Consider the following 14,593-nt stretch of genomic DNA (forward strand, 5'->3'; position numbering starts at 1 on the left):
TCGTGACGCCGGGCGGGCGCGTACGGCCGGGTCGCGTCAGGGCCCCAGGAACACACCCATCTCGTCGGCCATCCGGTCGTGCTCGTCCAGCCGGGCCTGGGTGCGCAGCGGCGCCGCCTCGGCCATCGCCTCCAGCAGGAGCATCGCGACGGCCAGCGGCGCCGCGTGCGAGTCGCATACCGCCCGCCTGCGCACCGGCGCGGGCAGCACGACGTCCGCCGGGAAGGGCACGTCCATGCGGTCGGCGATCACCGCCGTGCGGAAGCCCAGCTTGGCGGCGTACTGCAGCGCGTGCACGACCTCGGCGGGATAGCGGGGCAGGACGACGGCCAGCAGCCACTCCGACCCGGCGCGGCGCGCGGCGTGCAGGCCGTCGGTCAGCTCCGAACCGCCGTGCACCAGCGGCCGCACGTCCGGGTGAATGCGCCGCGCGTAGTACCCGAACGTCGCGACGAGCCCCGACGACACGCGCAGGCCGAGCACGGGCAGCGGCTCGCACGCCGCCAGGGCCCTGCCCAGCTCCTCGATGCGGTAAGAGAGGCCGTCCGCCGGCCCGCCCGCGACGCCGTGACCCGAGGCCAGCCGGTCGCGCATGGCCGTCAGGTCGCGGATCTCGTTGTCGATCATCTCGCGCAGGAACCGGGCGCCACCGGCGTCGGCGTCCCGGGGAACGTGGCCGTTCTCGGGCGGCCCGTCGCCGGTCACCACGAGAGGACGCAGCGCGTGGCGGAACTCGGGGTACCCGGCGAAGCCCAGCGCCATCGCGAAACGGGTCACCGACGGCTGGCTCACCCCCGCCCGCTCGGCCAGCTCGACACTCGACAGGAAGACCGCGTCAGGCAGATGCTCACTCAGGTAATGCGCGATGCGCCGTTGAACCGGGGACAGCCGCCTCCCCCGCACCAGCCGTTCGAGCCCTTCCGCCACGTCCACCTCCAGCCCCGGGGCGCCAGCCCCGTGAACAGACCCCCGTGCCCGGCCCCCGCGTTCGCACGCATCCGCGAGCGACAACGCACCGAGCCGCCTTCCTCATCCGTGCTCATGGCGCGTCCTCGCCGCGCGAGGGCGCCCTTGAGCCGGCGATCCCTCGCGCCACCTGGTCGCGCGGGACCAGAGAGCCTCCCGTTTGCGTGTGTGATCCCCCGATCACCACGTGCCCTGAATAGGGGCATTCATGCGGTGTACCCGAAGCGTACCGGGAGGTGGGCATGGGTGCCGCGAATCTCGTCCTAGCCGTGCGATCATGGGGCGTTAAGCCCGATATATGCGGATATTCAGCGAAAGCAACGAGGACGCAACCCGCCACGGGAACGCGACACTACGCGTATCGCGTTCGACTGATCGTGAAATCCCCCTTGTCCCAGCCCGGTTCCATGCGGTTGCTTCTCTCCCACGTTCGTCCCTTCACGCGGACGCTCGTCCTCGGCGGCGTGCTCGGCCTGCTGGGCAGTGCCGCCGGGCTCGCCACGCCGCTCGTCGCCAAGAACGTGATCGACGCGTTCGGCCAGAACGTTTCACTCGCCGGCCCGGTCATCATGCTCAGCGCGCTCGTCGTCCTCGGCGCCGGCATCTCCGCGCTGGGCGGGTACGTGCTGGAACGCACAGCCGAGAGCGTGGTGCTGAGCGCGCGGCTTCGACTGATCCGGCGCATGCTGCGGCTGCGCGTGCCCGACGTGGACCGGCTGGAACCGGGCGACCTGCAGTCCCGCGTCACCGCCGACACCACCCTGCTGCGCGCGGTGTGCACGTCGGGCCTGACCAACGGCGTGACGGCGGTGTTCACGTTCGCCGGGTGCGTCACGCTGATGGCGATCATGGACGGCTTCCTGCTGCTGGTAACGCTCGCCGTCCTGGCGGTCGTCGGAGGCGTCAACATCTTCCTGCTGCCGCGCATCCGCCGCGCCACCAACGCCGCGCAGGTCGCGCTCGGCGAGGTGGGCTCGGCACTCGACCGCTCGCTCCAGGCGTTCCGCACGGTCAAGGCGTCCGGCGCGGAGGAGCGCGAGACGGCCGCCGTGGAGGGCGCCGCCACGACGGCCTGGCGGCGCGGGCTCAGTGCGGCGGGCTGGAGCGCGGCCGCCGGCACCACGACGTGGCTCGCCGTCCAGCTCGCCTTCCTGGCCGTGCTCGGCGCCGGCGGCGTCCGCGTGTCGAGCGGCCTGCTGGAGGTCTCCTCGCTGATCGCGTTCCTGTTGTACCTCTTCTATCTGACCTCGCCGATCGCCGAGCTCGTCCAGGCGGCGGTGCAGCTCCAGGCCGGGCTGGCGGTGATCCCCCGGCTGCGCGAGGTCGAGGATCTGCCCGCCGAGCCGTCCGGCCCGGCCGAGGCGCCGATCCCGATCGGGTCCGGCCCGGCGGGCGTGACGCTGTCCGGCGTGGACTTCCGGTACAGCGACGACCGCCCGCAGGCGCTGCGCGGGGTGTCCTTCGAGATCCCCGCCGGGGGCATGACCGCGCTGGTCGGGCCGTCCGGAGCCGGCAAGTCCACGATCTTCGCGTTGCTGGAGCGGTTCTACGAGCCGTCGGCCGGGAGCATCGTGGCCGACGGGCACGACATCCGCGACCTGCCCCTCGGCGCGTGGCGCTCCTCCCTGGGGTACGTCGAGCAGGACGCGCCGGTGCTGTCCGGCAGCCTGCGGCAGAACATCGTGTTCGCCGCGCCCGAGGCCACCGAGGAGGAGGTGGCCGAGGTCGTCCGGCGCACGCGGCTGGAGGACCTCGTGCGCAGGCTGCCCGAGGGCCTGGAGACGGCGGTCGGCCACCGGGGGCAGATGCTGTCCGGCGGGGAGCGCCAGCGCGTGGCCATCGCCCGCGCGCTGCTGCGCAGGCCGAGGCTGCTCCTGCTGGACGAGGCGACGTCCCAGCTCGACGCCGTCAACGAGATGCGGCTACGCGACGTGATCAACGAGGTCGCGGGCACGACCACGGTGCTGGTGATCGCCCACCGGCTGTCCACGGTGACGTCGGCGGACCGCATCGTCGTCCTGGAGGGCGGCCGGGTCCGCGCCGTGGGCACCCACCGCGAGCTGCTCACGCGGGACGACCTGTACCGCGAGCTCGCCACCACCCAGTTCGTGGCGAGCACCGAGGCCCTTCCCGGCTGAGGCTCGCCATCCCGCCCCTGCTCAGGGGGCGATTCCCTCGTCACGGGCACGGCCGGCGAAGATCGTCGGCCGGCTTTTCCCTTTCGGACCTATCCGGTGCCCCGGCGGCCCCGGATAGGGGATGAGGATCCCGGCCGGACCAAGGGCGGGGCAATTGCCACCACCGCAGGGAACTGCACGGCGATGTCGATTCGGCACCGCCGTAGGCGCACCAGAATCTGGTACACCGCGAGAACGTTCTTCCCTGATGGGACGGTGGGGCCGAATCGGCACCACCGCAGTTCACGCCCGGTGAACGTTTCCCCAGGTCTCGCGGTCCCGCCGGATCGGCGGCACCGTCACCGCCGATCCCGAGAAACCCCAGATCGTGCGGTGCCGCCACCGTGGCGGGACCGGACATGATGTCTCACTCGGCGCTGTGGGCGAGGTGTTCGCCGATGAGCCGCATGGTGCGCCGCTGTGCGGGATTCATGCCCTCCGTTACGAGGACTGTCAGCGAGTCGGTGTTCATCTGCTCACTAGGGCTGTCGGGGAAGTCTGGGAACGCCTTGTAGTGGGTGGAGAGGAACGCGCGGATCGTGGCGGTCGCACGGTCAACAAGAGAGTCGATCTCGTCTTCAGAGGCGTCGGCGGGTAGTTCCTGGAGCGCGGTGTTGACGTGGAGGAGTTCCTCGGGTGCATTTTTCAGGGCTTTGACGAAAGTGAGCGTGTCTTCCTTCGGCATCAGGTGAGTAAGAACGATTGCGACGTTGCGCGAGGCGGGATCGCCTCCGAGTGCCTCCATGGCCAGCAGCGCTTCGGGCGACAGATCGGGTGAGACCCCGAGACTGATCAGCTCATCGACCTCGGATCGGATGCGCTCAAGGTCGGCGATTCTGGTGTCGAGTTCCGCGCGTAATCCGCGCAGGGATTCCTGACCATCCTCTTCGGAATCAAGCATCCGAGCGACGTCGTCGAGGGTGAACCCGAGGCCAGTGAGGCGGGCGATGCGCAGCGCGAGTACGAGGTGGCGGGCGGTGTACTGCTTGTACCCATTCGCGAGCCGTTCAGGTTCGGGCAGGAGCCCGATGTCATGCCAGTGACGGATCGAGCGCAGCGTGACGCCAGCGAGGACCGCAAGTTGCCTGGTACTCCACGCCACGATCAGCCCTCCTTCGCTTCCACTGCTACATCAATTGTGTCCAACGACCGGAACGCGGGGGCGCACAGCGCGATGACGACGGTCACCACGATCACGGCCACGATCCCGATGCCCGCCGTCACGAGCCCGAACCCGGAAGCGATTGCGGCGATGGGAGCCGAGGTGAGGGCGGGTGCCGCAAGCATGAGAGCGTTCTGTGCACCGAGCACACGTCCGCGCATCTGATCCGGAGTCGCCTCGATGGTCGCCACCCCCAGCACCGCAGACATGGGGCCGCTGGTCAGACCGATGAACACGGCAGCCGCCAGCACCATCCAGGGCGCTGCCATCACGCCGATCACAGTGAACCCGATGCCAATGCCAACCATCCCGATCACGAACCAGGCACGGCGCGACACCTTCCCCGCAGTCGCCGCATACACGCCCGCGCTGAGAAGGCCACCGAGCGCGATACCGGTCGCGGCGAACCCACTGAGCTCGGGCAGGTTCTCGCTCGTGAAGTAGGCGGGCATGATCGTCGCCTGCAACGCCGCGATCACCGCGACGAACACCGCCGACAGCAGGCTCGCACCCAGCACCAACCTGTGCCAGAGCAGGAACCGCCACCCGGTCGCCAGGTCAGCGAACACCCCGCGAACACCGGCCTCCGCGGTGCGCGCATCGGTCGCGGTGATCTCTCCCGCGCGGGACGACATCGCGGACGACAGCAACGCCGCGGCAAGACTCATTCCGGCGGTGATGAACAACGCGGCAGAACTCACACCGACCAGCCACACCAGCAACCCACCCAGGCCAGGCCCGATCAGCATCAGCGCGCCCGACAGCGACTCGCGGACACCCACCAGCCGGTCCAGTGCGCCCGGCTTACCACCGTCGAGTTGGACGAGGCGGGGAAGCAGCGTCTCCCGCGCCGTCATCCCCGGCATGTCTCCGAACGAGCCGATCACACCCAGCACGATGAACCACGTCAGGCTCAACCCCCACAACGCATCCACAACCGGGACCGCGGCAACCGACGCCGCGGACAACACATCGCTGACAATCGACACCGTCCGCCGGTGCACCCGATCAACGACCACCCCCGCCAGCACCCCCACAACCGCCGCAACCGCAGCAGTCACCGAGGCAAGAACTCCGGCGGCGAGGATGTCACCGGTCTTCGCGAGCACCAGCAACGGGAACAACACCGACGCGATCCCATTCCCCAACAGCGACAGACTGTACGACCCCAGATAAACCCATGTACTTCGACTCATGAACCGATCACAAACTATGCCGCCACGGCACAGTCAAGTCAGAAGCCGAAAGCACCCAGTGAACACGAGTAAAGCGATTCCGACCACGGCGAGGCGTCCGGGTCTGGCACGTCCAGGTCCGGGTCCGGGGACGTGGCCGCCACGAGCGGCGGGGACGACGCGCGGTCGCCGGGCGGGGCTTCGTCCGGTCCGCCCGGCATCGGAGGCTCCGCGGCGCCGGGAATCGGCGGGCCGCTCGGGGATCTCGGCATGGCCGCGACCCTCACCGCCGTCGGCCTGCTGTTCGTCAGGCTCTCCTCCCGTCTCGACCGCCTGGCGACCGTCCACGCAGCCTGGGCGGGGCCTTCTGACGCCCGCCGCCCCTGCGACGTCGGCGAAGTGGGGAGATCCGCCGGGCGCCCGTAAGATCACGGGCATGAGGCCAACGCGTATCTGGATCCACGGGGGCGCGTGGATGCGGCGGCACGCGAGCGAGCGGTCGCGCGAGATCCTGTCCGCCCAGGGGCTCCACGTGGTGACGGCCACGCACCGGCTGAGCGACGAGGCCATCTGGCCCGCGCAACTGGACGATGTCCGGGAGGCCGCCCGCGCGGCCCGCGCCGAGCGGCCGGACGCGCCGCTGCTGGTGGGCGGCAGGTCCTCGGGCGGCCACCTGGCTCTCCAGCTCGGGTTGCGCGGCATCGACGCCCCCGACGACGTGGCCGGCGTCATCGCCGTCAGCCCGCCGGTGGACCCGCTCGCCGCCGACTGGCCCGAGTCCCGCGCCGCGGGCAGCCCGTGGTCGCGCCTGCTCGGCCACGTCCCCACCCCGCTGGACGACGTGACCGCCGACGCGACCCCCGCCAACCACGTGGGCAACGGCGTGCCGGTGCTGCTCCTCCACGGCGCCGACGACACGACCGTCCCCCGACCCAGGCGCTGGACCTGGCGGGCGCCCTCCTGGCCTCCGGCCACCCCGTCACGACGTACCTCACGAGCGGCGACCACGACCTCGACCTGGAGCGGGACGACGTCCGCCAGGTGATCGCGGCCTTCCTCTCCGTCCCGGCCCTGAGCGCGGCACGGGGCCACGCCGTCTCCTGACGCCCGTGGTCGCGAGACGGACGTCAGGCGCAGTTGGGGGCGTGAGGGGTCGGTCAGGAGCGGACGTACTTCGCGCGGATCTCGCGGGCGGTCTGCTCGATCTGGTCCTCTATCGGCAGGAGCCGGGCCTTACGGCAGGTCAGCGACGGCGTGTGGTGGAGTGCTCGCCGGTGTCCCAGGCCGAGGGCAGGTCGTGGCGGCCGGACACGAACTCCTGCACGGCGATCTTGACCTTGATCACCGGCCTGCGCCAGCGGTTCTCCCGGTGGACGGCCTTGGCCATCTTGGACGGGCTCGGCCGACGCGAGCCGGGGGCGAAGAGCCAGCGCGCCCACGGCGAGCCGGGACGCGCCAGCCGTACCGCGCCGACGATCAGGAGGATCGGCGCGAACAGGCCCGCGAGGCCGGTCCAGATCTTGCCTTTCATGAGGGTGACGACGGCGAGCACGAGGTTGCCGACGAGGAACAGGACGGCCGTCCACCTGCCGGCGGGGGACGGGTCGGGCTCCTCCCAGCCGAGGGGCCGCATGCCGAGCAGCAGGAGCACCGTCACGGCGACGGCGACGAAGACGGCGTCGACCGAGGTGCGCCCTTCCTCCGTCCAGTAGACGTCGCGCAGGTGCAGGATCAGCGCGAACTCGTCCAGGACGAGGGCTGCGCCGACCCCGAAGACGGCCGCCGTCAGCGCGTACCAGCCCGGGGAGAAGCCGGCGACGACCAGCCCGGCGACCCCGCCGAGGATCATCAGCACGACGCCGAACACGACGTGGTGGACGTGGACGTCGCCCACGCTGACGTCGCGGAACCAGCCCACCTTCGCGCGGATGAGCCGGACGTTCACGCGCGTGAACACGAACGTGACGATCAGCGCCACCAGGAAGCAGAAGAGCGGCAGCCGCCCCGTGTCGATGATCCGTTCCTGGAACCAGATTCCCACGAACATCCCCCATTACCGATGCTACGGCCCCCATTCGGGTGATCCCCGCGTTTCGCGGGCGCCGATCGTTTCCGTACGGAACGTCGCGTCCCGGAGGCCGGGCTCCCGGAACGCGTGAAATGTCAGGCTAGGAACGCCCGCAGCAGCGCCGCCGTCCCGTCCAGGTGCTCGGTGACGGCCCTACGCGCGGCCTCCGGGTTCCCGGCGAGGATCGCGGCGACGATGGCGGCGTGCTGCGCGGCGGCGTGGTCGATGTTCGGCCCGAGCACCGGGATGGCGTTGAGCAGGTCGGTCACCCGCAGCCGCGCGTCCGCGCACGCCGCCGCCAGCAGCGCCGACCCGGTCAGCTCGGCGACCGACAGGTGGAACGCCGTGTCCAGGCGCCGGTAGTCGGCGGGCGCGGCGTCGTTGACGTCCGCGAGCCGCCGTCTCAGCGTGGCCCGCTGCTCGTCGGTGAGGACTGAGGTCGCCAGGACCTGCGCGGCGCCGCACTCGACGGCCATGCGGAAGGTCAGCGCGTCCTCCAGCTCGTACGGGCCCATCGCGTTGACGGCGCGGCGCAGGTCGCCGTGGCCGCCGGCGAGCGGGGGCTCATAGACGACGAACGCCCCGCCGTAGCGGCCGCGCCGCACGTCCAGGTACCCGGCCTCCTGGAGGGAGCGAATCGCCTCGCGCAGCGTGACGCGGCTGATGCCGAGCTGGACGGCCAGCTCCCGCTCGGGGGGAAGCTTGTCGCCGGAGGGGACCACGCCGAGCTTGATCGCCTGGAGCAGTCGCTCGACGGTCTCCTCGAACGCGTTGCCCGCCCGGACGGGACGAAGGAGCGCGACGAGCTGCGGCTCCCCCATCACGACCTCCCTGTTCCCGATGCTGTTCCCCCTTCAATGGGTCGAGATTAGTCCAATTGAAGCCTCGGGTCGCCGAAACCGTTGACGCGGGGCCGCCGCTGGTGCTTGCATGCCTCCAATGGTCTGTTTCCAGACTTTTGGAGGGCGCGGTGCTCACCGTCGACCAACTGCGCGAGGACGTCTCCGCCGGCCGGGTGGACACGGTGCTCCTGGCCATCGTCGACATGCAGGGACGCCTCCAGGGCAAGCGGCTGTCCGCGCGGTACTTCCTGGAGGAGGTGCTGGAGCACGCCGCCGAGGGCTGTAACTACCTGCTCGCCGTGGACGTCGACATGAACACCGTGGGCGGCTACGGCATGTCGTCATGGGAACGCGGCTACGGCGACTTCGTGATGAAGCCGGACCTGTCCACCCTGCGCCGGGTGCCCTGGCAGGAGGGCACGGTCCTGCTGATGGCGGACGTCCTCTGGGAGGACGGCACCGACGTCGTCGCCTCGCCGCGCCAGATCCTGCGCGCCCAGCTCGCGCGGCTGGCCGAGCGCGGCTGGAAGGCGTACGTCGGCACCGAGCTGGAGTTCGTCGTCTACACCGACACCTACGAGAGCGCCTGGTCGAAGGCGTACCGCGACCTCACCCCGGCCAACCAGTACAACGTGGACTACTCGCTGCTCGGCGGCGCCCGGGTCGAGCCGCTGCTGCGCCGCATCCGGCTCGGCATGGAGGGCGCGGGCATGTACGTCGAGTCCGCCAAGGGCGAGTGCAACTTCGGCCAGCACGAGATCGCCTTCCGGTTCGACGAGGCCCTCGCCACCTGCGACAACCACTCGATCTACAAGAACGGCGCCAAGGAGATCGCGGCCCAGGACGGCATGTCGCTCACCTTCATGGCCAAGCCGAACCACCGCGAGGGCAACTCCTGCCACATCCACATCTCGCTGCGGACCGCCGAGGGCGCGCCGGTCATGGCGGGCGGCGGCGCGCACGGCCTGTCCACGATCGGCGAACACTTCATCGCGGGCCAGCTCGCCGCGCTGCGCGAGTTCACGCTGCTCTACGCGCCCAACATCAACTCGTACAAGCGGTACGTTCCCGGCAGCTTCGCCCCGACGGCGGTCAAGTGGGGCGTGGACAACCGCACCTGCGCCCTGCGCCTGGTCGGGCACGGCCCCTCGCTGCGCGTGGAGAACCGCGTGCCGGGCGGCGACGTCAACCCCTACCTGGCGGTATCGGCGCTGGTCGCGGCCGGGTTGCACGGCATCGACAACGGGCTGCCGCTGGAGGAGGCGTACGGCGGGAACGCCTACACGGCGGGCGCCGACACCGTGCCCACGACGCTTCGCGACGCCCTCGCCCTGTGGGAGTCTTCGAAGATCGCCAAGGCCGCGCTCGGCGAGGAGGTCGTCGAGCACTACGCGAACAACGCCCGCGTCGAACTGGCCGCCTTCGACGCGGCCGTCACCGACTGGGAACTGTTCCGGGGATTCGAGCGGATGTGAAATGAAGATCGTCAACCCTGCCACCGAGGAAGTCCTCGCCGACGTCGAGCTCGCGGACGCCGCCGAGATCGACCGCGCGGTGGAGCGGGCGCGCGCGGCGTTCCCGGCCTGGCGCGACGTCGCGCCCGGGGACCGCGCCCGGCTGCTGCGGCGCTTCGCCGACCTCGTGGACGCCCACGGCGAGGAGCTGGCCCGCCTGGAGCTGGCCAACTCCGGGCACCCGATCGGCAACGCCCGCTGGGAGGCGGGCAACGTCCGCGACGTGCTGCACTTCTACGCGGGCGCGCCCGAGCGCAACCACGGCAAGCAGATCCCGGTGCCCGGCGGGGTGGACATCACGTTCGCCGAGCCGCTCGGCGTCGTCGGGGTCATCGTGCCCTGGAACTTCCCGATGGTGATCATGACGTGGGGGGTCGCCCCCGCGCTCGCGGCCGGCAACACGGTCATCGTGAAGCCCGCCGAGTGGACTCCGCTGACGGCTTTGAGGCTCGCCGATCTGGCCCTCGAGGCCGGCCTCCCCGAGGGGGTGCTCCAGGTTCTGCCTGGAGCAGGGGAGGTCGCGGGGGCCCGCCTGGCCGAGCATCCCGGCGTGAACAAGATCGTGTTCACCGGGTCGACCGAGGTCGGCAAGATCATCGCCGCGAGCGCCGCGCGGACCGTCAAGCGGCTCACCCTGGAGCTAGGCGGCAAGAACGCCAACGTCGTCTTCGCCGACGCCGACATCGAACGGGCCGCCGCCACCGCGCCCGGAGCCGTCTTCGACAACAGCGGCCAGGACTGCTGCGCCCGCTCGCGCATCCTCGTGCAGCGCCCGGTCCTGGACGAGTTCCTCGACCGGCTCGGCGCGGCCGTCACGTCCCTCACCGTCGGCGACCCGCTCGACCCCGGCACCGACCTCGGGCCGCTGATCAGCGCCGAGCACCGCGCGCGCGTGGCGTCGTTCGTCACCGGCACACCGCGCTTCCAGGGGACCTGCCCGGCGGGCAAGGGCTTCTGGTTCCCGCCGACCGTGCTCACCCACGAGTCGCTGGACGAGCGCGCGTTCACCGAGGAGATCTTCGGGCCGGTCGTCAGCGTCGTCCCGTTCGACGACGAGGCCGACGCCGTGCGCATCGCCAACGACACCGTGTACGGCCTGTCCGGGTCGATCTGGACGCGGGACGTCGGGCGGGCGCTGCGCGTGGCCCGCGCGATCGAGGCGGGCAACCTGTCGGTGAACTCCCACTCCTCCGTGCGGTACTGGACGCCGTTCGGCGGCTTCAAGCAGTCGGGTCTCGGCCGCGAGCTCGGCCCCGACGCGCTGGCCGCGTTCACCGAGACCAAGAACGTCTTCATCGCCCACTGAGCCCACTGATCCACCGATCGCGGGCGAGCACCACCGATTTTCCAGGCACCGAGGAGATATTCACCATGCAACGTCTGCGTGACCGCGTCGCCGTGATCACGGGAGCGGCCGGCGGCATCGGCCTCGCCACCGCCCGCCGCTTCGCCGAGGAGGGCGCGAAGGTCGTCTGCGCCGACGTCGACGAGGCGGCCGGCGCCAAGGCGGCCGACGAGGTGGGCGGCCTGTTCGTCCGCTGCGACGTCACCAGCGAGGAGGACGTCAGCCGCATGTTCGAGACGGCCTTCGAGACCTACGGCAGCGTGGACATCGCGTTCAACAACGCGGGCATCTCCCCGCCCGACGACGACTCGATCCTGACGACCGGCATCGACGCGTGGCGCCGCGTCCAGGACGTCAACCTGACCAGCGTGTACCTGTGCTGCAAGCACGCGATCCCGTACATGCGGCGGCAGGGCAAGGGCTCGATCATCAACACCGCGTCGTTCGTGGCGGTCATGGGCTCGGCGACGTCCCAGATCTCCTACACCGCGTCCAAGGGCGGCGTACTCGCCATGTCGCGCGAGCTGGGCGTCCAGTTCGCCCGCGAGGGCATCCGGGTCAACGCGCTGTGCCCGGGGCCGGTCAACACCCCGCTGCTCCAGGAGCTGTTCGCCAAGGACCCCGAGCGTGCCCAGCGGCGCCTCGTGCACATCCCGCTCGGGCGGTTCGCCGAGGCGTCCGAGATCGCCGCCGCCGTGGCGTTCCTGGCCTCGGACGACGCGAGCTTCATCACCGGCGCCGAGTTCCTGGTGGACGGCGGCATCTCCGGCGCCTACGTCACCCCGCTGTAGGGCTTCGCGATGTCACGGCCCGTCATCGGGATCACCTGTTACGTCGAGCCGGCCGCGTTCACTGTCTGGGAGACGCGGGCGGCGCTGCTGCCGTACGACTACGTCGACCAGGTCGTCCGGGCCGGGGGCCAGCCGGTGCTGCTGCCCCCGGCGGGTGACCCGGCGCCGCTGGTCGAGCTGCTCGACGGGCTGATCGTGGCGGGCGGCGGGGACGTCGATCCGGGGCGGTACGGGGAGGAACCGGCGGAGCACACCGGCTACGTCCGGAAATTTCGGGATGAGGCTGAGTTTGGGCTGGTCGGTGCCGCTCTGAAGGCCGAACTGCCGTTCCTGGGCATCTGCCGGGGCCTCCAGGTCCTGAACGTCCGCCTCGGCGGCGCCCTCCACCAGCACCTGCCCCACGTGACCGGCCACAGCGCCCACGCCCCCGTCCCTGGCCGCTACGGCCAGATGCCCGTACGCCCGGAGCCGGGCACCAGGCTCGCCGAGATCCTCGGCACCGGCCCCGTCGACACCGCCCACTACCACCACCAGGCGGCAGCCCGCCTCGGCGAGGGCCTGATCGTCACCGCCACCGCCGAGGACGGCACCGTCGAGGCCGTCGAACTCCCTGGCCACCCGTTCACGCTCGCCGTCCAATGGCACCCGGAGACCGGCGATGACAACACCCTCTTCCACGCCCTCATCACCGCCGCCGCCACCTAGCCCACCCTGACCGGGGAGGGAGTGGCCGCCGCTGGGCATGGACAGGAGGGCAGGCATTGGTAGGGTGGGCGAGAACACCGATGATCCCGTGCGGGAGAGAGTCCTGACATCCGGTCAGGACCCCTGAAGGAGCAAGTCCTCCCCGCGAACCTCACAAGGCAAAGGACCGCGCGGGCAAGGTGATCTCTGGAAAGCAGGCCTCCTCCGGGGGCCTCGCCGAAGGTGAAAGTCCGGCAAAACCCGGGCGAAACTCTCAGGCACCGATGACAGAGGGGGAGGATGCTCTCATCCAACCCTGTCTGAGGTGCGCATCATGTCCAGACCCACACCGCTCCGCGAGGTGCACGAGACCCTCGGCGCGACGCTCACCGACTTCGCCGGCTGGCTGATGCCGTTGCGCTACGGCAGCGAATCCGCCGAGCACAACGCGGTGCGCACGGCCGCCGGCCTCTTCGACCTCTCCCACATGGGCGAGATCTTCGTCACGGGCCCGCAGGCGGGCGAGGCGCTGGACCACGCGCTGGTCGGCAATCTGTCCGCGCTGGAGCCCGGCCGCGCCCGGTACACCATGATCTGCGCCCCCGACGGCGGCGTCCTGGACGACCTGATCGTCTACCGCCTGGCGGGCGAGGAGTTCATGGTCGTCGCCAACGCCTCCAACTACGCGCGCGTCGCCGCCGAGCTGACCGAGCGCTCCACGGACTTCGACGCCGAGGTCGACGACCGCTCCGACCAGTACGCGCTGATCGCCGTCCAGGGCCCCCGCGCCCAGGAGATCCTCGCCACGCTCACCGACGCCGACCTCCCGTCGCTGAAGTACTACGCGGGCCTGCCCGGCACGGTCGCCGGCGCCGAGGCCCTGATCGCCCGCACCGGCTACACCGGCGAGGACGGCTTCGAGCTCTTCGTCGCCGCCGCCGACGCCGTCCCCCTCTGGCAGGAACTCACCAAGGCGGGCGACGCGTACGGGCTGCGCCCCGCCGGTCTGTCCGCCCGGGACACGCTCCGGCTCGAAGCCGGCATGCCGCTGTACGGCAACGAGCTGAACGCGGGGCTCACCCCCTTCGACGCGGGCCTCGGCCGCGTCGTGAGGTTCGACAAGCCCGGCGACTTCGTCGGCCGCGCGGCCCTGTCGCCGCTGAAGGACATCCCGCCGCGCCGCCGCCTCACCGGGCTCGTCGCGCGGGGCCGCCGAGTGCCGCGCCACGGATATCCCGTGGTGCTGCTGACGGACGGCACCGTCGTTGGAGAGGTCACCAGCGGCGCGCCCTCGCAGTCCCTCGGCAAGCCGATCGCGATGGCCTACGTGGACACCAACGTGTCCGAGGGGCTCGCGGTCGACATCCGTGGTAGCCATGAACCGGTCGACGTGGTTGACCTGCCTTTTTACCGGAGGAGCAAGTGAGCAGCATTCCCGAGGAGCTCAGCTACACCAAGGAGCACGAGTGGGTCGCCGGTCTGGACGACGGCCTCACCGTGACCGTGGGCATCACGGCGTACGCCGCCGAGTCGCTGGGTGACGTCGTCTACGTCCAGCTCCCCGAAGCGGGCGCGACCATCGAGGCGGGCGACGCCGTCGGCGAGGTCGAGTCGACCAAGTCGGTCAGCGACATCTACGCGCCGGTCGGCGGCGAGGTCGTCGAGGTCAACCAGACCGTCGTGGACGACCCGTCCCTCGTCAACTCCGACCCGTACGGCGAGGGCTGGCTGTTCCGCGTGCGCATCGAAGGCGCCCCGGAGGAGCTGCTCACCGCCGAGGAGTACACGACCGTCACCACGGCCGAGTCCTGACGCTCCTCTCCCCTGCCGTACCCGTACCCCGGCCGTGCGGGCTCCGGCCCCGGCTCC

14 protein-coding genes and 1 riboswitch are annotated in these 14,593 nt (G+C 70.9%); of the genes, 9 read left to right on the forward strand and 5 right to left on the reverse strand.

Annotated elements, in window-relative coordinates; all coding sequences use genetic code 11:
* Positions 1 to 36: 36 nt before the first annotated feature.
* The gene (locus tag AB0M95_RS05655; protein WP_363759958.1) at positions 37 to 927 is read right to left on the reverse strand and encodes a MurR/RpiR family transcriptional regulator; all 891 of its coding nucleotides are present in this window, start codon (positions 925 to 927) and stop codon (positions 37 to 39) included.
* A gap of 446 nt (positions 928 to 1,373) precedes the next feature.
* On the opposite strand from AB0M95_RS05655, the gene AB0M95_RS05660 reads away from it, so the two are divergent.
* Positions 1,374 to 3,104: an ABC transporter ATP-binding protein gene (locus tag AB0M95_RS05660; RefSeq protein ID WP_363759961.1), complete on the forward strand. Its 1,731-nt coding sequence runs from the start codon at positions 1,374 to 1,376 to the stop codon at positions 3,102 to 3,104.
* Positions 3,105 to 3,510: 406 nt separating this feature from the next.
* On the opposite strand, the gene AB0M95_RS05665 is transcribed toward AB0M95_RS05660, so the two are convergent.
* Both AB0M95_RS05665 and AB0M95_RS05670 read right to left on the reverse strand, forming a co-directional pair.
* Positions 3,511 to 4,245, reverse strand: a complete 735-nt coding sequence (locus tag AB0M95_RS05665) for a MerR family transcriptional regulator (protein WP_358515610.1) — start codon at positions 4,243 to 4,245, stop codon at positions 3,511 to 3,513.
* Between the two features lie 2 nt (positions 4,246 to 4,247).
* Complete coding sequence (locus AB0M95_RS05670) at positions 4,248 to 5,501, reverse strand: MFS transporter (RefSeq protein WP_363759965.1); 1,254 nt, start codon at positions 5,499 to 5,501, stop codon at positions 4,248 to 4,250.
* Between the two features lie 132 nt (positions 5,502 to 5,633).
* Here AB0M95_RS05670 and AB0M95_RS05675 point away from each other — a divergent pair, with 132 nt between their 5' ends.
* Positions 5,634 to 5,906 (forward strand): hypothetical protein, encoded by a 273-nt coding sequence (locus AB0M95_RS05675; RefSeq protein ID WP_363759968.1) that lies wholly within the window; start codon positions 5,634 to 5,636, stop codon positions 5,904 to 5,906.
* 10 nt (positions 5,907 to 5,916) lie between these two features.
* A complete protein-coding gene (locus tag AB0M95_RS05680; protein ID WP_363759971.1) occupies positions 5,917 to 6,525 on the forward strand; it encodes an alpha/beta hydrolase fold domain-containing protein in 609 nt (202 codons plus the stop codon).
* A 198-nt stretch (positions 6,526 to 6,723) separates the two neighbouring features.
* Here AB0M95_RS05680 and AB0M95_RS05685 read toward each other — a convergent pair whose 3' ends face one another.
* Both AB0M95_RS05685 and AB0M95_RS05690 read right to left on the reverse strand, forming a co-directional pair.
* Positions 6,724 to 7,521, reverse strand: a complete 798-nt coding sequence (locus tag AB0M95_RS05685) for a hypothetical protein (RefSeq protein WP_363759974.1) — start codon at positions 7,519 to 7,521, stop codon at positions 6,724 to 6,726.
* Positions 7,522 to 7,643: 122 nt separating this feature from the next.
* Positions 7,644 to 8,369, reverse strand: coding sequence for an FCD domain-containing protein (locus tag AB0M95_RS05690; protein WP_363759977.1), 726 nt, complete (start codon positions 8,367 to 8,369; stop codon positions 7,644 to 7,646).
* A 149-nt stretch (positions 8,370 to 8,518) separates the two neighbouring features.
* Between AB0M95_RS05690 and AB0M95_RS05695 the strand changes: the two genes are divergently transcribed.
* The 6 genes from AB0M95_RS05695 to gcvH all read left to right on the forward strand — a co-directional run bounded on the left by AB0M95_RS05695 (position 8,519) and on the right by gcvH (position 14,536).
* Positions 8,519 to 9,865 carry a glutamine synthetase family protein gene (locus AB0M95_RS05695; RefSeq protein WP_358515625.1) on the forward strand — a complete coding sequence of 449 codons (1,347 nt, stop codon included), beginning with the start codon at positions 8,519 to 8,521 and terminating at the stop codon, positions 9,863 to 9,865.
* A gap of 1 nt (position 9,866) precedes the next feature.
* Positions 9,867 to 11,210, forward strand: coding sequence for an aldehyde dehydrogenase family protein (locus AB0M95_RS05700; protein ID WP_363759980.1), 1,344 nt, complete (start codon positions 9,867 to 9,869; stop codon positions 11,208 to 11,210).
* Between the two features lie 65 nt (positions 11,211 to 11,275).
* Positions 11,276 to 12,040 carry a 3-oxoacyl-ACP reductase gene (locus AB0M95_RS05705; protein WP_363759983.1) on the forward strand — a complete coding sequence of 255 codons (765 nt, stop codon included), beginning with the start codon at positions 11,276 to 11,278 and terminating at the stop codon, positions 12,038 to 12,040.
* 9 nt (positions 12,041 to 12,049) lie between these two features.
* On the forward strand, positions 12,050 to 12,745 hold the full coding sequence (locus AB0M95_RS05710; protein ID WP_363759986.1) for a gamma-glutamyl-gamma-aminobutyrate hydrolase family protein: 696 nt from the start codon (positions 12,050 to 12,052) through the stop codon (positions 12,743 to 12,745).
* Between the two features lie 81 nt (positions 12,746 to 12,826).
* Positions 12,827 to 12,924, forward strand: a riboswitch (glycine riboswitch).
* A 134-nt stretch (positions 12,925 to 13,058) separates the two neighbouring features.
* Positions 13,059 to 14,150, forward strand: coding sequence for a glycine cleavage system aminomethyltransferase GcvT (gcvT, locus tag AB0M95_RS05715; protein WP_363759989.1), 1,092 nt, complete (start codon positions 13,059 to 13,061; stop codon positions 14,148 to 14,150).
* The gene (gene gcvH, locus AB0M95_RS05720; RefSeq protein WP_363759992.1) at positions 14,147 to 14,536 is read left to right on the forward strand and encodes a glycine cleavage system protein GcvH; all 390 of its coding nucleotides are present in this window, start codon (positions 14,147 to 14,149) and stop codon (positions 14,534 to 14,536) included. The genes gcvT and gcvH overlap by 4 nt, the downstream gene beginning before the upstream one ends.
* Positions 14,537 to 14,593: the final 57 nt, after the last annotated feature.

The sequence above is a fragment of the Sphaerisporangium sp. NPDC051017 genome, from assembly GCF_040683095.1.
Classification (GTDB): Bacteria; Actinomycetota; Actinomycetes; order Streptosporangiales; family Streptosporangiaceae; genus Sphaerisporangium.

Coding starts and splice junctions, on each gene's coding strand:
- AB0M95_RS05705 (WP_363759983.1), top strand. CDS start 11,276: ATGCAACGTCTGCGTGACCGCGTCGCCGTGATCACGGGAGCGGCCGGC.
- gcvT (WP_363759989.1), top strand. CDS start 13,059: ATGTCCAGACCCACACCGCTCCGCGAGGTGCACGAGACCCTCGGCGCG.
- AB0M95_RS05660 (WP_363759961.1), top strand. CDS start 1,374: ATGCGGTTGCTTCTCTCCCACGTTCGTCCCTTCACGCGGACGCTCGTC.
- AB0M95_RS05670 (WP_363759965.1), bottom strand. CDS start 5,501: ATGAGTCGAAGTACATGGGTTTATCTGGGGTCGTACAGTCTGTCGCTG.
- AB0M95_RS05710 (WP_363759986.1), top strand. CDS start 12,050: ATGTCACGGCCCGTCATCGGGATCACCTGTTACGTCGAGCCGGCCGCG.
- AB0M95_RS05690 (WP_363759977.1), bottom strand. CDS start 8,369: ATGGGGGAGCCGCAGCTCGTCGCGCTCCTTCGTCCCGTCCGGGCGGGC.
- AB0M95_RS05700 (WP_363759980.1), top strand. CDS start 9,867: ATGAAGATCGTCAACCCTGCCACCGAGGAAGTCCTCGCCGACGTCGAG.
- AB0M95_RS05680 (WP_363759971.1), top strand. CDS start 5,917: ATGAGGCCAACGCGTATCTGGATCCACGGGGGCGCGTGGATGCGGCGG.